The sequence below is a fragment of the Pseudomonas sp. TE12234 genome (assembly GCF_054061835.1).
The window spans coordinates 13,393-36,965 of sequence record NZ_JBSSEP010000025.1; the positions used below are offsets into that span (position 1 = coordinate 13,393).

At 59.9% G+C, this 23,573-nt stretch carries 17 protein-coding genes and 1 pseudogene; 16 read left to right on the top strand and 2 right to left on the bottom strand.

Translation table 11 applies throughout. The features are described from left to right. Window position 1: 1 nt before the first annotated feature. Window positions 2-2,647, bottom strand: a complete 2,646-nt coding sequence (gene aceE / locus ACVWYU_RS27770; RefSeq protein ID WP_090328371.1) for a pyruvate dehydrogenase (acetyl-transferring), homodimeric type — start codon at window positions 2,645-2,647, stop codon at window positions 2-4. Window positions 2,648-3,030: 383 nt separating this feature from the next. Between aceE and glnE the strand changes: the two genes are divergently transcribed. The 16 genes and pseudogenes from glnE to ACVWYU_RS27850 all read left to right on the top strand — a co-directional run bounded on the left by glnE (window position 3,031) and on the right by ACVWYU_RS27850 (window position 21,474). Continuing rightward, window positions 3,031-5,964, top strand: coding sequence for a bifunctional [glutamate--ammonia ligase]-adenylyl-L-tyrosine phosphorylase/[glutamate--ammonia-ligase] adenylyltransferase (glnE, locus tag ACVWYU_RS27775; RefSeq protein ID WP_248915297.1), 2,934 nt, complete (start codon window positions 3,031-3,033; stop codon window positions 5,962-5,964). Window positions 5,965-6,244: 280 nt separating this feature from the next. Continuing rightward, window positions 6,245-7,279: a lipopolysaccharide heptosyltransferase II gene (gene waaF / locus ACVWYU_RS27780; RefSeq protein WP_457374198.1), complete on the top strand. Its 1,035-nt coding sequence runs from the start codon at window positions 6,245-6,247 to the stop codon at window positions 7,277-7,279. A 1-nt stretch (window position 7,280) separates the two neighbouring features. Continuing rightward, window positions 7,281-8,342 (top strand): lipopolysaccharide heptosyltransferase I, encoded by a 1,062-nt coding sequence (gene waaC / locus ACVWYU_RS27785; RefSeq protein ID WP_247258045.1) that lies wholly within the window; start codon window positions 7,281-7,283, stop codon window positions 8,340-8,342. Then, on the top strand, window positions 8,342-9,466 hold the full coding sequence (locus ACVWYU_RS27790; RefSeq protein WP_247258046.1) for a glycosyltransferase family 4 protein: 1,125 nt from the start codon (window positions 8,342-8,344) through the stop codon (window positions 9,464-9,466). Before waaC ends, ACVWYU_RS27790 begins: the two co-directional genes overlap by 1 nt. Then, on the top strand, window positions 9,463-10,269 hold the full coding sequence (gene rfaP, locus ACVWYU_RS27795) for a lipopolysaccharide core heptose(I) kinase RfaP (protein WP_090328385.1): 807 nt from the start codon (window positions 9,463-9,465) through the stop codon (window positions 10,267-10,269). Before ACVWYU_RS27790 ends, rfaP begins: the two co-directional genes overlap by 4 nt. Beyond that, window positions 10,269-11,003, top strand: a complete 735-nt coding sequence (locus ACVWYU_RS27800) for a lipopolysaccharide kinase InaA family protein (RefSeq protein ID WP_457374199.1) — start codon at window positions 10,269-10,271, stop codon at window positions 11,001-11,003. Before rfaP ends, ACVWYU_RS27800 begins: the two co-directional genes overlap by 1 nt. Further along, window positions 11,000-11,089 (top strand): annotated as a pseudogene (locus ACVWYU_RS27805) (lipopolysaccharide kinase InaA family protein); the annotation flags it as partial. The gene ACVWYU_RS27800 and the pseudogene ACVWYU_RS27805, both read left to right, overlap by 4 nt. Before the next feature lie 128 nt (window positions 11,090-11,217). Then, window positions 11,218-12,669, top strand: coding sequence for a lipopolysaccharide kinase InaA family protein (locus ACVWYU_RS27810; RefSeq protein WP_457374200.1), 1,452 nt, complete (start codon window positions 11,218-11,220; stop codon window positions 12,667-12,669). Window positions 12,670-12,801: 132 nt separating this feature from the next. Beyond that, entirely contained in the window at window positions 12,802-13,137 is a 336-nt protein-coding gene (locus ACVWYU_RS27815; RefSeq protein ID WP_090328826.1) for a YceK/YidQ family lipoprotein, read from the top strand. A 157-nt stretch (window positions 13,138-13,294) separates the two neighbouring features. Next, window positions 13,295-15,052, top strand: a complete 1,758-nt coding sequence (locus tag ACVWYU_RS27820; RefSeq protein WP_247258051.1) for a carbamoyltransferase family protein — start codon at window positions 13,295-13,297, stop codon at window positions 15,050-15,052. Continuing rightward, complete coding sequence (locus tag ACVWYU_RS27825; RefSeq protein WP_457374201.1) at window positions 15,036-16,166, top strand: glycosyltransferase; 1,131 nt, start codon at window positions 15,036-15,038, stop codon at window positions 16,164-16,166. The genes ACVWYU_RS27820 and ACVWYU_RS27825 overlap by 17 nt, the downstream gene beginning before the upstream one ends. Beyond that, window positions 16,166-17,062: an antimicrobial resistance protein Mig-14 gene (locus ACVWYU_RS27830; RefSeq protein ID WP_090328402.1), complete on the top strand. Its 897-nt coding sequence runs from the start codon at window positions 16,166-16,168 to the stop codon at window positions 17,060-17,062. Before ACVWYU_RS27825 ends, ACVWYU_RS27830 begins: the two co-directional genes overlap by 1 nt. A gap of 8 nt (window positions 17,063-17,070) precedes the next feature. After that, window positions 17,071-18,504, top strand: a complete 1,434-nt coding sequence (locus ACVWYU_RS27835) for a PIG-L deacetylase family protein (protein WP_457374202.1) — start codon at window positions 17,071-17,073, stop codon at window positions 18,502-18,504. Window positions 18,505-18,557: 53 nt separating this feature from the next. Next, entirely contained in the window at window positions 18,558-19,442 is an 885-nt protein-coding gene (locus ACVWYU_RS27840) for a DUF6625 family protein (RefSeq protein WP_457374203.1), read from the top strand. Then, complete coding sequence (locus tag ACVWYU_RS27845) at window positions 19,439-20,593, top strand: glycosyltransferase family 4 protein (RefSeq protein WP_247258056.1); 1,155 nt, start codon at window positions 19,439-19,441, stop codon at window positions 20,591-20,593. Before ACVWYU_RS27840 ends, ACVWYU_RS27845 begins: the two co-directional genes overlap by 4 nt. Continuing rightward, a complete protein-coding gene (locus tag ACVWYU_RS27850; protein ID WP_247258057.1) occupies window positions 20,590-21,474 on the top strand; it encodes a glycosyltransferase in 885 nt (294 codons plus the stop codon). The genes ACVWYU_RS27845 and ACVWYU_RS27850 overlap by 4 nt, the downstream gene beginning before the upstream one ends. 172 nt (window positions 21,475-21,646) lie before the next feature. Here ACVWYU_RS27850 and ACVWYU_RS27855 read toward each other — a convergent pair whose 3' ends face one another. Further along, a complete protein-coding gene (locus ACVWYU_RS27855) occupies window positions 21,647-23,512 on the bottom strand; it encodes an O-antigen ligase family protein (RefSeq protein ID WP_457374204.1) in 1,866 nt (621 codons plus the stop codon). Window positions 23,513-23,573: the final 61 nt, after the last annotated feature.

Below are 23,573 nucleotides of genomic sequence, written 5' to 3' on the forward strand. Positions count from 1 at the left end.
CTCAGCAGTCCAGTGGGTTGCGTTTTTCCGGGTTGATACCGAACTTGGCGATGGCCTCGGCCACCACTTTAGGTTCGATGTCACCACGGTCAGCCAGTGCTTCCAGGGCTGCCAACACCACGAAATGACGGTCGACTTCGAAGAAATGACGCAGTTTCTTGCGGCTGTCGCTGCGGCCGAAACCGTCGGTGCCCAGGACTTTGAATTCCTTGGACGGTACCCACTGACGGATCTGCTCGGCGAACAGTTTCATGTAGTCGGTAGAGGCGATGACCGGACCTTTACGGCCGTTCAGGCACTCTTCCACATAGCTCAGCTTAGGCTTCTGGCCAGGGTGCAGACGGTTGCTGCGCTCAACGGCCAGGCCATCGCGACGCAGTTCGTTGAAGCTGGTAACGCTCCATACGTCGGCGCCGACGTTGAACTCTTCACGCAGGATCTTCGCGGCTTCGCGGACTTCACGCAGGATGGTGCCGGAGCCCATCAGCTGAACGTGGTGCGCCGCTTCGCGGGTGTCTTCTTCGAGCAGGTACATGCCTTTCTTGATGCCTTCTTCGGCACCGGCCGGCATGGCTGGCTGCTGGTACGACTCGTTCATCACGGTGATGTAGTAGAAGACGTCCTGTTGCTCTTCGGTCATCTTCTTCATGCCGTCCTGGATGATCACCGCCAGCTCGTAGCCGTAGGTTGGATCGTAGGTGCGGCAGTTCGGGATGGTGGCAGCCAGCAGGTGGCTGTGACCGTCTTCGTGTTGCAGGCCTTCACCGTTCAGCGTGGTACGGCCGGCGGTGCCGCCGATCAGGAAGCCACGGGTGCGGCTGTCGCCAGCGGCCCAGGCCAGGTCGCCGATACGCTGGAAGCCGAACATCGAATAGAAGATGTAGAACGGCAGCATTGGCTGGTTGTGGCTGGAGTACGAAGTACCGGCAGCGATGAAGGAGCTCATGGCGCCCGCTTCGTTGATGCCTTCTTCGAGGATCTGGCCCTTCTTGTCTTCCTTGTAGAACATCACCTGGTCTTTATCGACTGGCTCGTAGAGCTGGCCAACGGACGAGTAGATGCCCAACTGACGGAACATGCCTTCCATACCGAAGGTACGGGCTTCGTCCGGGATGATCGGAACGATGCGCGGGCCGATTTCCTTGTCCTTGACCAGTTGCGCCAGGATGCGCACGAAGGCCATGGTGGTGGAGATTTCACGGTCGCCCGAGCCGTCGAGGATGGCCTTGAGGGTATCGAGGGACGGCGTCGGTACGCTGAAGCTTTGCGCGCGGCGCTGTGGCACGAAACCGCCCAGTGCGGCACGGCGCTCGCTCAGGTAACGGGCTTCGGCGCTGTTTGGCTCCGGCTTGAAGAACGGCAGGTTTTCCAGCTCTTCGTCCTTGACCGGAATGTCGAAGCGGTCGCGGAACAACTTCAGGCTGTCGACATCGACTTTCTTGGTGTTGTGCGCGGTGTTCTTCGCTTCGCCGGCACCGGTGCCATAACCCTTGATGGTCTTGGCCAGGATGACGGTCGGTTGTTCTTTGTGGTTGACCGCCTGGTGGTACGCCGCATAGACCTTGTACGGGTCGTGGCCGCCACGGTTGAGTTTCCAGATCTCGTCGTCGGACAGGTCTGCAACCATCGCCTTGAGTTCCGGCGAGTTGAAGAAGTGTTCACGCACGAATGCGCCGTCTTTGGCTTTGTAGTTCTGGTACTCGCCGTCGATGACTTCGTCCATGCGACGTTGCAGGATGCCGTCGACGTCCTTGGCCAGCAGCGGGTCCCAGAAACGGCCCCAGATGACTTTGCTCACGTTCCACTGGGCACCGCGGAACACGCCTTCGAGTTCCTGGATGATCTTGCCGTTGCCGCGAACCGGGCCGTCGAGGCGCTGCAGGTTGCAGTTGATGACGAAGATCAGGTTGTCGAGCTTCTCGCGGCCAGCCAGCGAGATCGCGCCCAGGGATTCCGGCTCGTCACACTCGCCGTCGCCCAGGAAGCACCAGACTTTTTGTTTGCCGGCAGGAATGAAGCCGCGGGCTTCCAGGTACTTCATGAAGCGTGCCTGGTAGATCGCCTGGATCGGGCCCAGACCCATGGATACGGTCGGGAACTGCCAGAAGTCAGGCATCAGCCAAGGGTGCGGGTAGGACGACAGGCCCTGACCGTCGACTTCCTGGCGGAAGTTGTTCATCTGGTCTTCGGTGATGCGGCCTTCCATGAATGCACGGGCGTAAACGCCTGGCGAGGTGTGGCCCTGGAAGTAGATCAGGTCGCCGCCGTGTTCGTCGGTCGGGGCCTGGAAGAAGTAGTTGAAGCCGATGTCATACAGGGTCGCACTGGAAGCGAAGCTGGAGATGTGACCGCCGAGGTCAGAATCTTTCAGGTTCGTACGCATTACCATGGCCATCGCGTTCCAGCGCACCAGCGAGCGAATGCGGCGTTCCATGAACAGGTCGCCAGGCATGCGTGCTTCGTGGGTAACGGGGATCGTGTTGCGGTAAGGCGTGGTGATGGCGTAAGGCAACTGCGAACCGCTGCGGGTCGCGAGTTCACCCATACGGGTCATCAGATAGTGAGCACGGTCTTCGCCTTCTTTGTCGAGAACCGATTCCAGGGCGTCCAGCCATTCCTGGGTTTCGACGGGATCGAGGTCTTGCATGGCTTGCTCCAGGGCGGAAAGGCTACCAGAATCGGTTGCCTGAGTTAGCGACTGGCCTTGTGGGCAGACGTTATGAATTCTTGGATTGCCGATAGGTTGTTCCGGCGGTGTGTAGTTTTACTACAAATCTTCCGGCATTTCAGCCTTGCTAATGTATATACGAGTAGTAAAACTACAGATGAGCGGCTTGTGGCCCCCGGCTGCGTTGTGAGAATAATCGTTAAGGTTGGTCTTTTTCCAATCGTAAAAGGTGAAAGCTTGATGCTGGATGCCAAAAAAATAGAATTTTCAGCTATTTCTAACTTTTGTTCGACAGTCCTCCAGGTAGTGTGTTTGCAAGATTCACTACATGCAGCCCAATACACGCCGATCAAGGATAGACCATGAGCCTCCCTTCGCTCGCCGAACTGCCCTCCGTTCTGCTGCCGTTTGTCACCCGTGCCGAGCAGTCGTTCCGTACCGCCGTCGGTGCTTTGGATGATGACCATGGCCTCTCCACCTGGACCCCGGATCGCTGGGCACAGTTTGCCCGCGTGACCGCCGCCAGCGATTTCGTGATTGAACAGAGTGTTCGTGACCCTTTGATGTTGCTGGACCTGGTGCAGTCTGGCGAACTCGACCGCCACTTCGCTCCCGGCGAGTTGTGTGCGCAGATTGCGGCAGCGGTGAGCGCCGCCGAGACCGAAGAACAGCTCGGTCGCGCGTTGCGCCGTCAACGTGCCCGTCATCAGGTACGGATTATCTGGCGTGACCTGACCCGCCAGGCCGATCTGGTGCAGACCTGCCGCGACCTGTCGGACATGGCTGACGCCAGCATCGATCAGGCCTATCAGTGGCTGTACTCGCGCCATTGCCAGCAGTTCGGCGTACCCACCGGTCGACGCAGTGGCCAGCCGCAGCAAATGGTTGTCCTGGGCATGGGCAAGCTTGGTGCGGTGGAACTCAACCTTTCGTCGGACATCGACCTGATTTTCGCTTACCCCGAGGGCGGCGAAACCGTCGGTGTGAAACGTCCGCTGGATAACCAGGAATTCTTCATCCGCCTTGGGCAGCGCCTGATCAAGGCCCTGGACCCGATGACCGTCGACGGTTTTGTGTTCCGTGTCGACATGCGCCTGCGGCCGTACGGTTCGGCGGGCGCGCTGGTCCTGAGTTTCAACGCGCTGGAGCAGTACTATCAGGATCAGGGTCGCGACTGGGAACGCTACGCGATGATCAAGTCGCGGGTGGTGGCGGGCGATCAAGTGGCCGGTGCGCAACTGCAAGAGATGCTGCGACCCTTCGTATACCGGCGTTATCTGGACTTCTCGGCCATCGAAGCGTTGCGCACCATGAAGCAACTGATCCAGCAGGAAGTGCGGCGCAAGGGCATGGCCGACAACATCAAGCTGGGCTCTGGTGGCATCCGCGAAGTCGAGTTCATCGCCCAGGCTTTCCAGTTGATTCACGGTGGGCGCGACCTGAGCCTGCAGCAACGTCCACTATTAAAGGTACTGAGCACGCTGGAAGGTCAGGGTTACTTGCCGCCGGCGGTGATCAGCGAGCTGCGCGAAGGCTACGAATTCCTCCGTTACACCGAACATGCGATCCAGACGATTGCCGACCGCCAGACGCAGATGCTGCCCGATGGCGAGCAGGATCAGGCACGCATTGCCTTTATGTTGGGCTTCGCCGATTGGGCGGCTTTTCATGAGCAACTGATGTACTGGCGTGGCCGCATTGCCTGGCACTTCGCCCAGGTGATCGCCGATCCCGACGAAGACGATGCCGAAAGCGAAGTGGTGGTCGGTGGTGAGTGGCTACCCCTGTGGGAAGAGGCTCAGGATGAAGAAGCGGCCTGTCGCCAGTTGCAGGAGGGTGGTTTCAGCGATGCGCCCAAGGCGCTGAAAGCCCTGGCCAGCCTGCGTGGCAGTCCGCAACTGCGGGCCATGCAGCGTTTGGGGCGCGAGCGCCTCGATGCATTTATCCCGCGGCTGTTGGCTCAGGCCGTGGAGCACGCTAACCCGGATCTGGTGCTGGAACGGGTGCTGCCACTGGTGGAAGCCGTGGCTCGCCGCTCGGCCTATCTGGTGCTGTTGACCGAAAACCCCGGTGCCTTGCGGCGCCTGCTGACCTTGTGCGCAGCGAGCCCGTGGATCGCCGAACAGATCACCCGCTTCCCGTTGCTGCTCGACGAGCTGCTCAACGAAGGCCGGCTGTTCAAACCGCCCCTGGCGCCGGAATTGGCCGCCGAATTGCGCGAGCGCCTGACGCGAATCCCCGAGGACGACCTCGAACAGCAAATGGAAGCCTTGCGCCATTTCAAACTGGCGCACCGCTTGCGGGTTGCTGCGTCGGAAATCGCCGGCAGCCTGCCACTGATGAAAGTCAGCGATTACCTGACCTGGCTCGCCGAAGCGATTCTGGAGCAAGTGCTGGCCCTGGCCTGGCGTCAGACCGTGGCCAAGTACGGTACGCCGCTGCGCAGCGACGGCACGTTGTGCGATCCCGGCTTCATCATTGTCGGTTATGGAAAGGTCGGCGGCCTGGAATTGGGGCATGGTTCGGACCTGGATCTGGTGTTCATCCACGATGGCGATCCGCAAGCGGAGACCGACGGGCCGAAGCCTATCGATGGGGCGCAATTCTTTACCCGCCTGGGGCAACGGATCATTCACTTGCTGACGGCCCAGACCAACTCCGGTCAACTCTATGAAGTGGATATGCGCCTTCGACCGTCAGGTGCGGCGGGGTTGCTGGTGAGTTCGCTGGGGGCTTTTGCCCGCTATCAGGAAAATGAAGCCTGGACCTGGGAGCATCAGGCATTGGTGCGGGCCCGGGTGTTGGTGGGCAGCGAGGATGTTGGCCGCGCATTCGAACAGGTTCGCGCGGCGATCCTGGGCAAAACACGTGATTTGCCGACCCTGCGCCAGGAGGTCAGCGAGATGCGCGCCAAGATGCGCGACAACCTCGGCAGCAAGAGCACCGCCGCCGGCACCGGGGCAAATGCCTTCGAGGCCACGGCGCCGTTCGATCTCAAGCAGGACGCCGGAGGTATCGTCGATATTGAATTTATGGTGCAATACGCGGCCCTGGCGTGGTCCGAAACACACCCGGCATTGCTGCGCTGGACGGACAATATCCGGATTCTGGAAGAGCTGGAACACGAAGGCCTGATGCCCGCCGAAGATACCAGCCTGTTGCGTGAAGCCTATAAGGCGTACCGCTCCGCCGCCCACCGGCAGGCCTTGCAGAAGGACCCGGGGGTGATTCCCGGCGACCAGTTCGCGGACGAACGGCGACAGGTCATGCGGATCTGGAAAGAGCTGGGGTTGTAGCAGCGAGCTTGCTCGCGATGGTGGTTAACGATGACTCGGCTAACCTGATACCCCGCGCAGTCCTCAGGTTCATCGCGAGCAGGCTCGCTCTCACAGGGATTAGTGGTGATGTGTAGATTGAGGCACCCATACCCAATGTGGGAGCGAGCCTGCTCGCGATAGCGGAGTGACAGTCGACAGCAATGTTGAAAGTGATGACCCATCGCAAGCATGCGTTGCCCCTGCAGAGATTCTCGAGGCGGGGAGGCGTAAAGCCTCCCCGGATCGTTTTGGAAACCACATGAAAATTCTGATCGTTGGGCCCAGTTGGGTCGGTGACATGGTGATGGCGCAGACACTGTTTCAGTGTCTCAAGCAACGCCACCCGCAATGCGAAATCGACGTGCTGGCCCCCGAGTGGAGCCGGCCGATTCTTGAGCGCATGCCCGAAGTCCGCCAGGCCCTGAGCTTTCCGCTTGGTCACGGCGTGCTGGAGCTGGCGACGCGTCGGCGTATCGGCAAATCCCTGGCCGGCCAGTACGACCAGGCGATCCTGTTGCCCAATTCCCTGAAGTCGGCGCTGGTGCCGTTTTTCGCCGGCATCCCCAAACGCACCGGTTGGCGCGGCGAATTCCGTTACGGCCTGCTCAATGATGTGCGCACGCTGGACAAGGAACGTTACCCGCTGATGATCGAGCGCTTCATGGCCCTGGCGCACGAGCCGGGTGTCGAATTGCCCAAACCTTACCCGCGACCGAGCCTGCAGATCGACCCGGTGACCCGCGAAGCGGCACTGGCCAAGTTCGGTCTGGCCCTCGATCGTCCGGTGCTGGCGCTGTGTCCGGGCGCCGAGTTTGGCGAATCCAAGCGCTGGCCGTCGGAGCACTACGCCAAGGTTGCCGAAGCGAAAATCCGCGAGGGTTGGCAAGTCTGGCTGTTCGGTTCGAAAAACGATCATGCCGTGGGCGAAGACATTCGTTCGCGCCTGATTCCCGGTTTGCGTGAAGAGTCGGTGAACCTCAGTGGCGGCACTTCGCTGGCCGAGGCGATCGATCTGCTGTCCTGCGCCGACTCGGTGGTGTCCAACGATTCCGGCCTGATGCACGTCGCCGCCGCACTGAACCGGTCGCTGGTGGCAGTCTACGGTTCGACTTCGCCGGGTTTTACGCCGCCGCTGGCCGAGCACGTCGAAATCGTGCGCCTGGGCATCGAATGCAGCCCTTGCTTCGATCGCACTTGCCGATTCGGCCATTACAACTGCCTGCGCCAGCTCATGCCGCAGGCAGTGAACGAAGCCTTGCAGCGGTTGCAGGGCACTGTGGTCGAGGTTCAATAGTTTGCGGGTACTGCTGATCAAGACTTCATCGCTGGGCGACGTAATTCACGCGTTGCCGGCGTTGACCGATGCGGCGCGGGCGATTCCCGGCATCAAATTCGACTGGGTGGTGGAGGAGGGGTTCGCCGAGATCCCGACCTGGCACCCTGCGGTGGGCAAGGTGATTCCGGTGGCGATCCGTCGCTGGCGCAAGAACATCTGGCAAACCATCAAGAGTGGCGAGTGGAAGCGTTTCAAGCAAAGCGTTCGTGCGACCCGGTACGACCTGGTCATTGATGCCCAGGGGCTGCTGAAAAGTGCCTGGCTGACCCGTTACGTCAAGGCGCCGGTGGCCGGCCTGGACAAGAGCTCGGCACGCGAGCCGATCGCTGCGCGTTTCTATGATCGGCGCCTGGCGGTTGCCCGTGGCCAGCATGCGGTGGAGCGAGTTCGCCAGTTGTTCGCCATCGCCCTCGGCTACGACCTGCCCAAGGGCCTGGGCGATTACGGCCTGAGTGTCGAGCGCCTGGTGGAGTTGCCGCGCAAGAACCCCTACGTGCTGTTTCTGCACGGCACCACTTGGGACACCAAGCACTGGCCCGAAGCCTACTGGCGCGAGCTGGCCGAACGTGTCGGTTATCTGGGCGTCGGGGTGAAGTTGCCCTGGGGCAATGCCATCGAGAAGGCCCGCGCCGAGCGCATTGCCAAAGACATGAAGCACGTCGAAGTGCTGCCCAAACTGAATCTGGCCGGTGTCGGCAAAGCGCTGGCCGGCGCACAGGCCTGCGTGGCAGTGGACACCGGCCTGGGTCACCTGGCCGCTGCACTGGATGTGCCGACGCTGTCACTGTTCGGCCCGACCAATCCTGGCCTGACCGGCGCCTATGGCAAGTCGCAGATCCACATCGCCAGCGACTTCCCTTGCGCGCCTTGCCTGCAAAAAAAATGCACCTATCAACCGACGGCCGAAGACGCCCGTCGGTTTGACCTGAAACGCGAGTGGCCGCTGTGCTTCACGCGTCTGAATCCCGAGCGTGTCGCGAGCCGACTGAGCACGTTGTTACTGGCTGAGGAGCTGCGCTGATGCAATTGGCATTTGTCCTGTACAAATATTTTCCCTTTGGCGGCTTGCAGCGCGACTTCATGCGCATTGCCCTGGAGTGCCAAAAGCGTGGGCACCAGATTCGCGTCTACACGTTGATCTGGGAAGGCGACGTGCCGCCGGGCTTCGAAGTGCTGGTAGCGCCGGTCAAGGCTTTGTTCAACCATCGGCGCAACGAAAAACTCAGCGCGTGGATGGAGGCGGACCTGGCCAAGCGTCCGGTCGACCGTTTGATCGGCTTCAACAAAATGCCGGGCCTGGATGTCTACTACGCCGCCGACGGCTGCTTCGAAGACAAGGCGCAGAATCTGCGTAATTCGCTGTACCGGCGCTGGGGGCGTTACCGCCACTTTGCCGAGTACGAACGCGCGGTGTTTGCCAGGGATGCCAAGACCGAGATCCTGATGATTTCCGAAGTGCAGCAGCCGCTGTTCATCAAGCACTACGACACGCCGCTCAAGCGCTTCCACCTGCTGCCACCGGGCATTGCCCAGGACCGGCGACGCCCGTCCGATGCGGACGACATCCGCGCCGGCTTCCGAGCCGAATTCAGCTTGAAGGATGATGAGCTGCTGTTGGTCCAGATCGGTTCCGGTTTCAAGACCAAGGGTGTGGATCGCAGCCTCAAGGCTTTGGCGGCATTGCCCGCTGATCTGAAGAAACGCACCCGGCTGTTTGTAATTGGTCAGGACGACCCCAAGTTATTCCAGATGCAAAGTGCCACGCTGGGGCTCGGCGACAACGTGACGTTCCTCAAGGGGCGCAGCGATATTCCGCGTTTCCTGCTCGGTGCCGATCTGTTGATCCACCCGGCGTACAACGAAAACACCGGCACCGTGCTGCTTGAGGCGCTGGTGGCCGGGTTGCCGGTGCTGGTGAGTGCGGTATGCGGTTACGCCCACTACATTGCCGAGGCCGATGCCGGCCTGGTGCTGGATGAGCCGTTCGATCAATCGCAGTTGAACCAGTACCTGACCGGCATGCTGAATGACGCTCAGGCACGGGCGGCCTGGAGCCGCAATGGTGTGGCCTTCGCCGAGACGGCCGACCTCTATAGCATGCCGCAGCACGCGGCTGATGTGATTCTGGCGGAGCACGCTGAATGAAGTTGATGCTGGCTGAACCGTTCAAGAGCCTCTGGGCCGGACGCGACCCGTTCGCCGAAGTCGAGGGGCTGCAGGGCGAGGTGTACCGCGAACTGGAGGCTCGCCGCACCCTGCGCACTGAAGTGGACGGCAACGGGTTCTTCGTGAAGATTCACCGTGGCATCGGCTGGGGCGAAATCTTCAAGAACCTGCTCACCGCCAAATTACCGGTGCTCGGCGCGGGCCAGGAGTGGAAAGCCATCCAGCGTTTGCAGGAAGTCGGGGTCCCGACCATGACCGCCGTGGCTTACGGCGAAAAGGGCAGCAACCCGGCAGACCAGCACTCGTTCATCGTCACCGAAGAACTGGCACCGACTGTCAGTCTCGAAGATTTCAGCCTCGATTGGGTCAAGCAGCCGCCCGAGCCACGGCTCAAGCGTGCGCTGATCGCCGAAGTGGCGCGCATGACCGGCATGATGCACCGCGCCGGGGTCAACCATCGCGACTGCTACATCTGTCACTTCCTGCTGCACACCGACAAACCGGTGACCGCAGATGACTTCAAGCTCTCGGTGATCGACCTGCACCGCGCCCAGACCCGACCGGCGATCACCCGGCGCTGGCGCGACAAGGATCTGGCGGCGCTGTATTTCTCGGCGCTGGACATCGGATTGACCCGGCGCGACAAACTGCGCTTCCTCAAAGGTTATTTCCAGCGACCGCTGCGCCAGATCCTGGCGGAAGAAGGCCCGCTGCTGGCGTGGCTTGAAGGCAAGGCCAACAAGCTTTACGAGCGTAAACAGCGCTACGGGGATGCGCTCTGATGTCGGCCTGGAAACTGGAACCGGCTTACAGCGACCTGGCAGATGACTTCGGTAGTCTTGATGCCGTTTTTGCGCTCAAAGGCGAGCAGCTGACCCTCGATCCGCTGTCCGAGGTCATTCGCATTCGGCGCAATGGCGTCAACTATTACGTCAAGCGCTATGTCGGTGCAGGCAAAGGCCTGCGTCGCTACCTCGGCAAGCCGAGGGTGAAGATGGAGTGGCAGAACCTCAAGCGCTTCGCCAAGTGGGGCATTCCCACTGCCGAGGTGGTGGCGTGGGGGCTGGAGCGACGCGGCGCGGCCTATGATCGTGGGGCAATGATCACGCGTGAATTGCCGCATACCGAAGACCTGTCGGTATTGGCCAACCGGCGCGATCCGAAGCTTGCGGACCGTGCCTGGGTCGACGCGGTCAGTCGTCAATTGGCCGACTACACCCGGACCATGCACGATCACCGGTTCACCCATAACGATCTGAAGTGGCGCAACCTGCTGATCGACGATCAGGCCAGACTGTTTCTGATCGACTGCCCCAATGGGGATTTCTGGCGCGGTTTCTGGCTCAAGTACCGTATTACCAAGGACCTGGCGTGTCTCGACAAGGTTGCCAAGTATCACCTGTCGGCGACCCAGCGCCTGCGCTTTTACCTGCAATACAGGCAAAGGACCCGCCTCACCGCTGCGGATAAAAAGCGGATCCGGCATGTGGTGAGATTTTTCGAGGGGCGTGAATGACTGATTTTCTGGCCGCTGAAGACCATGCGCACCTTGAGCGTCATGGCCTTGGCTCTTTCGACGCGCTCTGGACCCTGCAGCTTGATGACGACTTGAAAAAGTCCCGGCCTTTGTTATTGGGCCAGCACGACCGGATCAAGGATCCGGAGCCGTTACTGCATCGGGCGTCCGAGTGGAGCGAATATCACATGCGCGGCCAGAAGGAGAAGTGTTGATGCGATTGTCCGAGCTGAAAAACGCCGGTCGCAGTCCGAGCCTGCCGCTGAGCATTCCGCTGGCCGATGCTGCCGGGCCTGCGCAGCTGCAGTTGTTGAGCCTGTTGCGGGTGTTGCCGGGGCAGCGTTATGTCGGTGCGGGCATCTGGCGCGGTCGCCCGGTGTTGGCCAAATTGCTGGTTGGTAGCAAGGCCGCCCGGCATTTTCAGCGAGAGCTGGAAGGTGTTCGTCTTCTCGCCGCGCAAGGCCTGACCACGCCATTGCTGTTGGCCGATGGCCTCAAGGACGGTGAGGGTGGTTGGTTGCTGTTCGATTTTCTCGAGAGCGCCGAAAGCCTCGATGAGGCCTGGAAACGGGTCGAACACCTGCCTGTGCTGGCCGATGAACAAGCAGCCGTTCTGGCTGAAGCGCTGGGTGCGATTGGTCAAATGCACCGCAAGGGCCTGTGGCAGGAAGACCTGCATCTGGACAACCTGCTGCGCCAGGGCAATCGCCTTTATTTGATCGATGGCGCCGGGATCTGTAGCGAAACGCCCGGACAGCCGCTGTCACGGCAGAAAGTGCTGGAAAACCTCGGGGTGTTTTTTGCCCAGTTGCCCACGTCGCTGGAGCCATTCACCGAAGAGTTGCTGGTGTACTACCTGCTGAGCAACGGTGAGCATGCCTTGCCCATGGAAGCCTTGCAGAAGCAGATCGACAAGGTCCGCAGTTGGCGCCTGAAGGACTTCCTGAACAAGGTCGGTCGTGAGTGCACGCTGTTCAGCGTGCAGCGCGGCGCGTTCGGTTTGCGGGCGATTCGCCGCGAGGAAGAGGCTGCGATGTTGCCGGTTCTGGCGCAGGCCGATGCGTTGCTCGATCAGGGCCACTTGTACAAGACCGGCGGCGCGGCGAGCGTTGGCAAGGTCGAGGTGGGCGGTCGTGCGCTGGTCATCAAGCGCTACAACATCAAGGGTTTCGCTCACTGGCTCAAACGCTTCTGGCGTCCGAGCCGTGCCTGGCATTCCTGGCGCGAAGGCAATCGCCTGGCGTTCCTCGGCATCGCCACGCCCAAACCGCTGGCGTTGCTGGAGAAGCGTTATCTCTGGTTGCGCGGTCGCGCCTATCTGGTCACCGAGTACTTGCCGGGGCCGGACATCATCGAGCGCTTTGCGCCTTACGTCGAGCGCGGCAACGCACCCGAGGCGGAGTTGGCGGCGCTGGATCACCTGTTTGCCGAATTGATCCGATTGCGCATCAGTCACGGCGATTTCAAGGGTCACAACCTGTTCTGGCAGCAGGATCGCTGGGCGCTGATCGATCTGGATTCGATGTGTCAGCACGGCTCGCTCGGCAGCTTCGCCCCAGCCTATGCACGGGACCGGGCGCGGTTCATGCGTAACTGGCCTGAAAACAGCGCGCTTTATCAGGTCATCGATCAGCGCCTGCCCAAGGATGCTTCCAGCGCTGCCTGACACGGCCAGATCATTTGCCCAGGATCAGGTGACAGGTTTTTATGAACGGTCCTACACGATCTTGAGAAGCCATGAACTGTGGCCTGAATAACCTCGATGCTAATTTGCCTGACGTTTTTCGGAGGGCAGACTTTGACGATAAAAATGGCGGTTGCATCGAGTGCCATCTCACTGACCCTGGCCGGTTGCGGAACCGCCTCGACCGTGCTGCAGGGCGACGAGGATGCGGCTCGGGGACTTCGAAGGCAAAAAACCTATTGTCAGTCCATTCCCCGGGTCTATAGCGGCCTGGCCTACGATTTCTGCGTAATGAATGCGCCGCCCGATCCTACCGGAGTGCTCGTGCCGCTGGTATTGCTGGACCTCGCCCTGTCCGGCGCACTGGATACCGTTGCCTTGCCATACACGATTGTCCGGCAGGGCATGGATGGCAACATCCGCATTTACTGGCGCCCGGCGCGTGGCTGAGTGCGCGGTGCGTCTTTACGAGGCTGATAACCGTAGGGTCATTCCCGGCATGTTTAAGCTATAATCCCGCCCTTTAGCTGTCTCTCGCCGCTTGCGAGGGCACATTAATTTTTGAGGCGCGTTGCGCCTGCATGCAGACTAAAGAGGCTAGACCCCTGTGGCATTGACGATTCTTGGCCTGTCCGGCGCCCTTAGCCATGATCCTTCCGCAGCCTTGTACATCGACGGCAAGCTGGTCGCGGCGGCTGAAGAAGAGCGCTTTGTGCGCGATAAACATGCAAAGAACCGCATGCCTTACGAATCGGCGAAGTTCTGCCTGGAACAGGCCGGCATCAAGCCTTCCGACGTTGACGTGGTAGCAATTCCGTTCGCACCGATCAGCCTGTTCGGCAAGGCGCGCTGGCATTACGCCAAGCGTTACTGGTACGCCCCGGACCGCGCCCTCGACGCGATCCTGATGGGTAACCGTCGCTACAAGCGCTATCGCAACAAGATTGTCTGGTGCCTGGAGCAACTGGGCTTCGACCCGAAGAAAATCAAGATCGAGCCGGTCGAACACCACTTGGCCCACGCCTCCAGCGCTTACCATTGCTCCGGTTTCAAGGAGAAGACCGCGATCCTCGGGATCGATGGCAAGGGCGAATACGCCACGACCTTCTTCGGTTACGGTGAAAACGGCAAGATCCACAAGATCAAGGAATTCTTCGACCCTGACTCCCTCGGCGGCCTGTATGGCGCGATCACCGAGTTCCTCGGTTTCGAGATGCTTGACGGTGAGTTCAAGGTCATGGGCATGGCGCCGTATGGTGACGCCAGCAAGTATGATTTCTCTCGCCTGGCCTCGTTCGAAAACGGCGAGTTGGTGATTAACACCGACTACGCCAACGTCATCGGCCTGCGTCGCTATAAAGAGAAGGGCAAGGGATTCTACTTCTCGCCGAAGCTGATCGAGTGGCTGGGGCCAAAGCGCGAAGGCGACATCGCCGACGAACCTTACATCCACTACGCCGCGAGCATGCAGGCGCTGTTCGAAAAAATCGCGCTGCAGATGATCGACTACTACCTGGGCGACGTCCTCAAGCAGACCGGCAAGCTGGCCTTCGCTGGTGGCTGCGCGCTGAACGTCAAGCTGAACCAGAAGATCATCGCCCGCGACGACATCAAGGAGCTGTTCGTGCAGCCTGCGTCCGGCGATGCCGGCACCGCGGTTGGCGCCGCAGCCTATGTGTCCCACGCACGTGGCGTACCGGTCGAGAAGATGGAGCACGTCTACCTCGGCCCGTCGTACAGCAACGAAGATGTGATCGCTGCGTGCGCCCGTCACGAGAACAAGCCGAAATGGCGCAAGCTCGACAACATGCCGGAGCAGATCGCCAAAATCATGGTCGATGGCAACCCGGTGGCCTGGTTCCAGGGCCGCATGGAGTTCGGTCCGCGTGCCTTGGGCGGTCGTTCGATCATCGGTTGCCCGAGCGTGGCCGGTGTGGCGGATCGCATCAACCACCAGATCAAGTTCCGCGAGCGCTGGAGGCCTTTCTGCCCGTCGATGCTCGACACCGTGGCACCGCAAATGATCAAGATCGATCACCCTGCGCCGTTCATGACCTTCACCTTCGAAGTGGCTGAAGAGTGGAAAACCCGCGTGCCTGAAGTCGTCCATGAGGACGGTACTTCCCGTGCCCAGGTGCTCAAGCGCGAATACAACCCGCGCTATTACGACATGATGAAGGCGCTGGAAGTCCTGACGGGTAACGGCGTGTCGCTGAACACTTCGCTCAACCGTCGCGGCGAACCGATGATCTGCTCGCCGACGGATGCCTTGAACATGTTCTTCGGTTCCGATCTACAGTACTTGATCATGGAAGACATTCTAGTGGTCAAAGAGGGCGCCAACGCTTATGACACGCTCGGCTGAACGCCATGTGCTGCAGTTCTGTCACGGCTATGACGGCCCGTTTCTGGACTGCGCCCGGCAGTACGCCAGCCTGTTCGCGGGGACCGGGTATCGTGTGACCACGGTGTTTCTGACCGGGGTTGCCGACGCCGAAGTCGCCACGGCTTGCGCATCCGATGAAGTGTTGTTCATGGAATACAGCTCCAGGGCCATTCGTGGCCTGAAGCTGGGCGCCATCGGCGATCTGCGCAAGATCGCCGCCTCGCGCAACTTCAGTTTCTGCATTGCCCATCGCTTCAAGCCGATTTATATCGCCTTGCTTGGCACTTCTTTGCCAGTGATTGGCGTGCATCACGCGTTTGGCGATTACAAACGTGGCAGCCGTAAACTCTTCGCACGCATTTTCAGCAAGCGCCTGAGCCTGCTCGGGGTATCCGATGCGGTCCGCGATGACATTCGTGAGTGCTTGCCCAAGTGGCCTGCGGCGCGAATTCAGACGCTCTACAACCGCATTGACGTGCCGGCCTTGCAGGCCAGCCAGCTGTCGGCCCGTGAGGCGCGGGAAACCCTGGGCCTGTCGGTCGATGCCTGGATTGTCGGCAACGTCGGACGGCTGCACCCGGACAAGGATCAAGCCACATTGCTGGAAGGTTTTGCCATGGCGTTGCCGGGTTTGCCGGCCAACAGTCAGCTGGTGATCCTCGGCAAAGGTCGTCTTGAGGAAGACCTCAAGGCCCAGGCGCGCGAGCTGGGCATTGGCGACCGTGTCCTGTTTCTCGGCCAGGTACCCGAGGCGCGCCGTTATTTTCGCGCCTTCGATGTGTTTGCCCTGAGCTCCGATCACGAGCCCTTCGGCATGGTGCTGCTCGAAGCCATGGCCGCCGGCGTGCCGTTGCTCGCCACGGCGTGTGCCGGGGCGAAGGAAGTGGTCGAGGGCGTGGGGATTCTGTTCCCGGTGGGCGATGCCCAACACCTGGCCCAAGGGCTGCAACATCTAGTGGCAATGGACGAACAGCAACGTCACCAGTGCGCCGAGCTGATGCTCGATCGCCTGCATGAACGCTTCTCCGACCGTGCGGTACGCGAGGCTTTCTGGCATTTGCCACACGTTATCGAACTGGCACCGAGGGGCTGATGCTCAACCGATTTCAAGGCTGGCGCGAACGTGGCTGGTCGGTAGCTGATGCTTCGACCTATGCCCAGGCCTGGCAGCGTTATGGCGGCAGCGTCGCCACTCATCCAATGGTGGTCGAACGGCTGGCGCAGTTGGCTGATATTCCGGTTCGCTACCTGGCCTGGGAGCAAAACGGCGACGTCAAAGCGGCGATTCCGACCTGGGGTCGTGACATCGCCCTGTCCAAGGATGTGCTCAAAAGCAAGGGCAAAAAGGGTCTGTTCGACCTCGGCAATGCCGAGATCATTCTGCCGGCCGCCGATGATGCCCAGGTCCCCTTGCGTCATCGCGCTCGTTATTTGTCGGCACTGAACGAAAGCCGTTTTAGCGGAATCAAGTTGCAGGCCGAACAACTGGCCATGGCCCGTACCCCTGAAGAGTTGTCGAAGAAATTTCGCTACAACCAGCGTCGTGAACTCCGGTTGCTGGAAGAGGCGGGCGGGGTCGTGCGAGCGGTTTCCGAGTTTTCCAGTGGTGAGCTGGCGGCGATCTACTGCGACCTGTTCCAGCGCCGCTGGGGTTTTGCGGCGACCGGCGCGGAACGTATGGCCGAGGTCATCGAGTTGTTGCGTGAGCTGTTGATCGGTTCGGTGATTTTCCTCAACGATGCACCGATCGCGATTCAGCTGGTGTATCGCGTCGAGACGCCGCAGTGGATCAGCGTCGAGTACATCAATGGTGGCGTTGACCCTGAAACCCGCGAATTCAGCCCCGGCAGCGTACTGAGTTTCCTCAATACCCAGAGTGCCTGGGAGCATGCCCGCGCGCTGGACAAACCCTTGCGCTTCTCCTTCGGCCGCGCCGACCGGGAATACAAGGAGCGCTGGTGCAACCCGGTGCCGGTCTTCACCGTATGAGTCAACCCATGAGCCGCAAACAGCAACTGCTCAAGCGCCATCGGCGCAATAAACGTATCGGTCTGCTCATTGCCCTGGCGCTGTTGATCGCCAGCGGCTTCATGCTGACCTGGTGGTTGCCGCCGGTGCTCGCGGTGTTGGGCTGGATTGCCCACGAGGCCTGGTTTGCCGACCATCTGTTCTACTCGCCCAAAGATGATTACCAATACAACTTCCCGCCTTACACCCCGCAGCCCAAGGTTCATTTGACCGGGGAGCGCTTACGGCTGGATGACGGTGTCATGCTGGTCGACGACGCGACGCTGGTGTTGGCGCTTCGGGTCAAAAGCACGTGGCTGGGGCGCTTTATCGATCCGGTGGTCGAGTTGTCGGGCGGCGATCAGCCTGACCGGCAAACGTTCGAACGCGGGGTCAACGGCCTGCGCTATCTCAACTTGAGTGGGCAGGCGCAAGCATTGTCGCGAGGTGAATTGCGTCTGCGTGGGCGTTTCTGCCGGCTGCTCGGCGAACCCGTGCTATGGGCCTTCGAACATCCGGATTATCGCCGCCAACGGGTGATGGTGATTGCGCCCCATGCCGATGATGCCGAGCTGGCCGCCTACGGTTTGTACAGCCAGGCCGACGAGACCTGGATCGTCACGCTCACCGCCGGTGAAATAGAAGCCGAGCACTATCAGCAGATCGGCCTGAACAAGGTCGAGGCGGCGCGCCTGAAAGGGCGGTTGCGGGCCTGGGACAGTATCGCCGTACCCCGTTGGGCCGGCGTGCCCGAAGCCCATTGCGTGCAACTGGGTTACTTCTGTCTGCAACTGGCGACCATGCAAGCTTCACCGGCTCAACCGGTGGGTTCACGGGACGCGGATATTGACGACACCCGATTGTTCCGCCATCTGAACCCCTTTGCCCTGCCTGGCGATGTGGACGGTTCGCCGACCTGGAACAATCTGCTGGCCGACCTGCGCGAACTGCTGCTGCGGGCGCGCCCTGAAGTCCTCGTCCTGCCGCACCCGACCCTCGATCCACACCCGGACCACATCTGCGCCCGGGAAGCTGTACTCGAAGCGCTGCGAGGGCTGGAGTGGCAGCCGACCACTGTGCTCGGTTACGCCAACCACCTGCACGACAACGATCGTTGGCCAATGGGTGATGCCGGTCACGGCATCGCACTGCCACCTTTTTTCGATTCGTCGGTGCCAATGCAGCCTTACTGTTTGCCGATGTCACTGGAGCGGCAGCGTGACAAAGCCATGGCATTGGGGATGATGCATGATTTGCAGCCGCCGATGCCGTTAAAACGACGCGTACGGCGGTTGATACAGTGGCTCCTGGCCAGTAGAGTTCCGCCCCTCTATGGCGAGAATGAGTTCTTTCGCAAGGCGGTCAGACGCCAAGAATTATTCTGGTTACTGCAGCATGTTGAAGCATCCGTGAAGCAGAATTGACGTAGCACGCGGCCTGACATGGCGGCATTTCAAGCATTGACAGGTGAGTTTTTGTGATTAACCCATGCCCGCGTATTTTGTTCCTGATGCCTTATTTCGGGCGTTGGCCATCCTGGATGCCGTTTTTTCTGGAGAGCTGCCGTCGTAATCCCGACATCGACTGGTTGTTTTTCAGCGACTGCGGGATTCCTGAAAATTTACCGCCTAACGTCACCGTCGAGAACATGATGTTGAGCGACTATTGCGGGATCGTGTCCGAGCGCCTGGGCATCGACTTTGCGCCAAAACAGGCTTACAAGCTGTGCGACATCCGGCCGGCGTTTGGGCTTATTCATGCTGACCGCCTGCAGGGCTATGATTTCTGGGGTTATGGCGATATTGATCTGGTATACGGCGATCTGCGCAGCTACTTCACTGCGGATCGGCTCGCCTCCTACGATCTGTTCTCCACCCACGAGCGGCGAGTCGCCGGCCATCTTTGCCTGATCAGGAACACTGCCCGCAATCGTGAGTTGTTCAGGCAGATCAAGGACTGGAAAGCGCGGTTCGAAGATCTGAAGCATCATGCACTGGACGAGGGAGCATTCAGTCGCATCTTCCTCTGGCGCAAAAACTTCCCCAAGCCGTTGTTCAACCTGGTGGGCAAGTTCAACCCGTTGCGCCGACGCAGCGAATTCACCGAGGCATTCAGTACGCCCGGTGGTTGCATCAAGTGGCACGACGGCACGGAAAACTTTCCGCACAAATGGTATTGGCGCGATGGCTGTGTGAGTAATGATCGCGATGGCGATCGCCGGTTTCCGTATTTCCACTTTGTCTGCTGGAAGCGCAACGAATGGTCATCGTTGCCTGAACCCGATCCGGCCGAGGTAAAGCGCCTGGCCGCTGAATCCGCCTGGGTTATCGATGCGACTGGTTTTCACCGGGGAGAGTTATGAGCCAACGGTCAAAGGTTCTGCAATTGCAGCCTGACTACAACGTCAAGGCTCATGATTTTGCTGACCTCGCGGAGCAGATCGTCAAGGCTCTGCCGAGCGATCGCTATGAAGTGACAGCGGCGTTTTTGAGGGGCAAGCCCGGGCCGGGTGAGGCGGTGAGCCGTGCCGACCGGTCAGTGTATTTCGAGTTTTCCGACAAAGCGCTCAAAGGCATGCGCCTGCGGGCCATGTGGCGGCTGTATCAGTTCTGCCGCAAAGAAAAATTCGACGTGGTGATCTGCAACCGTTTCAAGCCCGTGAACATGATGCTGGCACTCAATCGCTGGTTGAAGGTGCCATTGTGCATTGGCATCTCCCACGGATTTGGCGAGTACGACCGTTTCTATCGACGCCGCCAGACCCAGCGGCTGATTGATCGGCACTGGCGCTTTGTCGGCGTGTCACCGGCGGTCAAGCAGTATCTGCTCGACTGTGACTGCGGCTTCACCGACCAGAACACCTACGCCATTACCAATGCCATCGACATCGAGCAGGCAGAAGGCTTGCAGCACAGCCGTGAGCGCGCGCGCGAACTGCTGGGTATCGATCCATCGGTGCGATTGATTGGTGCGCTGGGGCGGTTGGTGCCGGTCAAGGGGCACACGTATCTTCTGCAAGCGTTTGCTGCCCTCAAGGACAAGTACCCGACCACTCAGTTGGCGATCATTGGTGCCGGGCGCGAACAGGCGCGCCTGGCCGCCGAGATCGAGCGCCTGGGCTTGAGCGGTCGCGCGCATTTGCTCGGTTTCAAGGAAAACGCCTTGCAGTACGTTCGCGCCTTTGACATCTGGACCATGCCGTCCCTGGCAGAGGGCCTGGGTCTGGCGCTGCTCGAAGGCATGAGCGGGCATCTGCCGGTGATTGCTTCGAACGTGCCGGCCATGCTGCCGTTGATCCAGGGTGCAGGCGGCCTGGCCATTACGCCGGCCGATGTGCCAACCCTGGTCGCGGCGCTGGATAACTACCTCGGACTGTCGGACGAAGCGCTCAAGGCCAAGGGTGAACAAGCTTATCGTTATCTCCAGGAACAACATGACATCGAGGTGTTCCGCCAGGAGTACCTGAATCTGATCGACTCTGGTTTGAGCCAGGCCCGGAAGGATCAGCCATGAGCGACGCTCAACCTCTCGTAACAGTCATCATTGCCTCGTATAACCACGGTCGCTATATCGAGGACAGCATCCTCAGTGTCCTCAATCAGAGCTACAAGAACATTGAGCTGTTGGTGGTCGATGATGGCTCTACCGATGACAGTGTCGAGCGTATCCAGGCTCTGCAGGCACAATACGGGTTCGATTTCCGGGTCCAGAAAAATCAGGGGCTGACCAATACCTTGAATGGCGCGATTGCCCGCTCACGGGGCAGCCTGATCGTGCCGTTCGGTTCCGATGACATCATGTTGCCCGAGCGCATCGCGATTCAGGTCGAGTACATGGATGGCAAGCCTGAAGTCGGGATTTGCGCCGGCAATATCGAGTTGATCGACGGCGACGGCAACCTCTATCCGGAGAAGCGTCAGCGTCGTGATGTGCCGTTCCGCCGTCTGGACTTCGATGACATGTTCCTGGAGCGCAAGCCCTATCCCCCGGCACCGACCCTGATGATTCGTCGCGAAGCGCTGGACAAGGTTGGCGGGTTCGATCCGAACATTCGCCTGGAGGACTTGTTGATCGAGCTGAAGGTGACCCATGCGGGTTACTTCATCGATGGTTTGAGCGTGGTGATGGCGCGCTATCGCAAGCACGCCACCAACTCCTACAAGAATAACCGTTTCATGATCGACAACATCCTGCGTACCTACGCGCTCTTTAGCGATCATCCGTTGTACGACGAAGTGCGCTATAAATTCCTGAGTTCCATGTTCCTGAAAACCGCCAGCCGTGATCGCAAGCTGGCCCGTGAGCTGCTGGCACAGATTCCGTTCAGGGCCTGGAACAAGAAAACCTGGCGTGGTCTGGGCCGCTTGTATTTCTCACCGCTGGAAAAAGACTGAGCCTCGGGTTGGGCTCGATCATCCTGAAGCGATGGCATTCAGGTATTGATTGAGGGGTGGATGAACCCACCCCAATCCCAGATATCCGCGCAAGCCATCAGTGCTGGAACGGCGGCTGTTGCCCGCATGTTCCATGCGGCGCGCGGCACAGGTGCCGCGCTCGTGATTTCATTTATTGTTGAGCCCGGACCGGGGAGTTTCCGGTCAGCACTTGTTTGTGCAGATTATCTGCGTCGGCTTGTGATGCCGTCGCAGCGTACCCCTTGAGCAGGTCTTCGAAATGTTCTTCGAACAACCAGCGCCGATCGACGGTGTAACGCTGCATATGGCGCAAATTGCGCTGACGCAGGGACGAGCTCAATGAGGAAGGGTAGATGCGCATATCGGCCAGATCGATCAGGCCGAATTCACCGTCATCCATGACCAGCACATTGCCCAGGTGAAGAGAACGGAAATAGACACCTTGCTCGTGCAGTTGCGCCATGAATTTGCCAAAACGTTCCACCAGTGCCTGGCGTACTGCCGGGGCGGTAATACCTTGCAAGACCTGGCGCAGCGTGTGCCCGGGCAAGGGGGTGTAGTGCACGGCGGTGCTGCCGTCTTCGAGCCGGTAAAGATCGAGGATTGGCGGTGTTGGAATGCCCATGGTGCGCAGTTGCACACTGTTGATGGCAAATCGTTGGGAATACGGGTTGAAACTGCCCGAGGTATACCAGCGGCGGCGCCGGAACAGTTTGAGGAAGCTACCGTCGACCAGGCGCAGGACCTTTGGACCCAAACCATCTTCTTCGATGACTTGCGCATTGGCGGTGAGCTTTTGCAGGGCGCCCGCTGTCAACGTTTTGATCGGAATGGCCAGCAAGCGTCTGGCCCGCTGGTTGATGCTCAAGGCGGCAATCAGGGCAAGGGGAATCCACAACAGGAACCAGTGCTCTTTTGGCCGGGAAATAATCCCTCCGCCTTCGGTCAGGCCCGCACCTATGCCGAATACCAGCCAGGTTGAAGCGATGATGAATAGCGGTTGCAGCCGGTAGCGCCAGCTGCATAGCAGGCCTTGAGCCTGGAAGAACAGCCAGGGTAACAAGCCGATAATGCCGACGTAGTAAAGCACGCCCAGGGCAAAACTATGGGGCTCCGACAGGCTGTATCCGATGCCGGGGTCGAGGCTCAGGTCGGCGTTGAAGCCATGACCGATCCACGGGTGATCGGCAATTTTTTGCAGGGCCAATTGCCAGATTTCGAAGCGGTAGGAGTCGCCCCGTGCATTGATTATTTGCGAAAACATCACGGCAACGGCGGCACCGGTGACGAAGAGCGCGCCAAGCAAGGCAACGGAGCGCCGATTCCAGCAGATGAAACTCAGCCAGAGCGCAGCCAGTGTCAGCGCGACCAGAGGGGTCCTGGAGCCGGTCGCCATCACTGCGGCGAACATGACTGCCATTGCCGGGATGCTCAGCCACAGGATCTGATGACGCTTGCAAGTCATGCTCAAACTGAGCCAGTAGGTGCAGAAAAAGCCGAATATATGAGAGCTGAGCAATGGGTTGTCGAAGGCGCCCCCGCCAATCAGGCGCATGCCTGGTTCATAGGTGCGGGCAAACATGTAAAGGTTGTAGACCGATGCGATCAACGCCACCATTGCTGCGCAGAACAGCAAAGGACGGATAATTTCGCTGCGAAAACGCACCAGCAGGTAGCACCCGGCGAACAGCATCAATGTGTGCAAGGGTGGTTTGAACTCACCGCCGATATTTTCTTCGCTCGGGCCCCAGCACAGGCTGAGCAGCGCCCAGGCCACGAACAGCAGTGCCGCGATGAAGATCGGCTCATTCAGCAGTTCTTTGCCCGCCCGCGGGCGCAAGCACAGAGCTATCAGCGTTGGAATGCTGAACAGGCCATAAAAAAGTTTGTGGAGCACATTGCGCCCTGGGAGAAAAAACAGCGCGCAAAGCAGCAGTAAAAAACCGAGCGGCAGGATCCACAGGCAAATGAAATCGAAGACACGATTGGACGTTTTGTTCAGGCCGTTTAATTGCATGCTGAGTGATTCATTCCTGAGTTGAACGACCATTTTAAGGCTGAGGGGGCTGGGTAAGGGT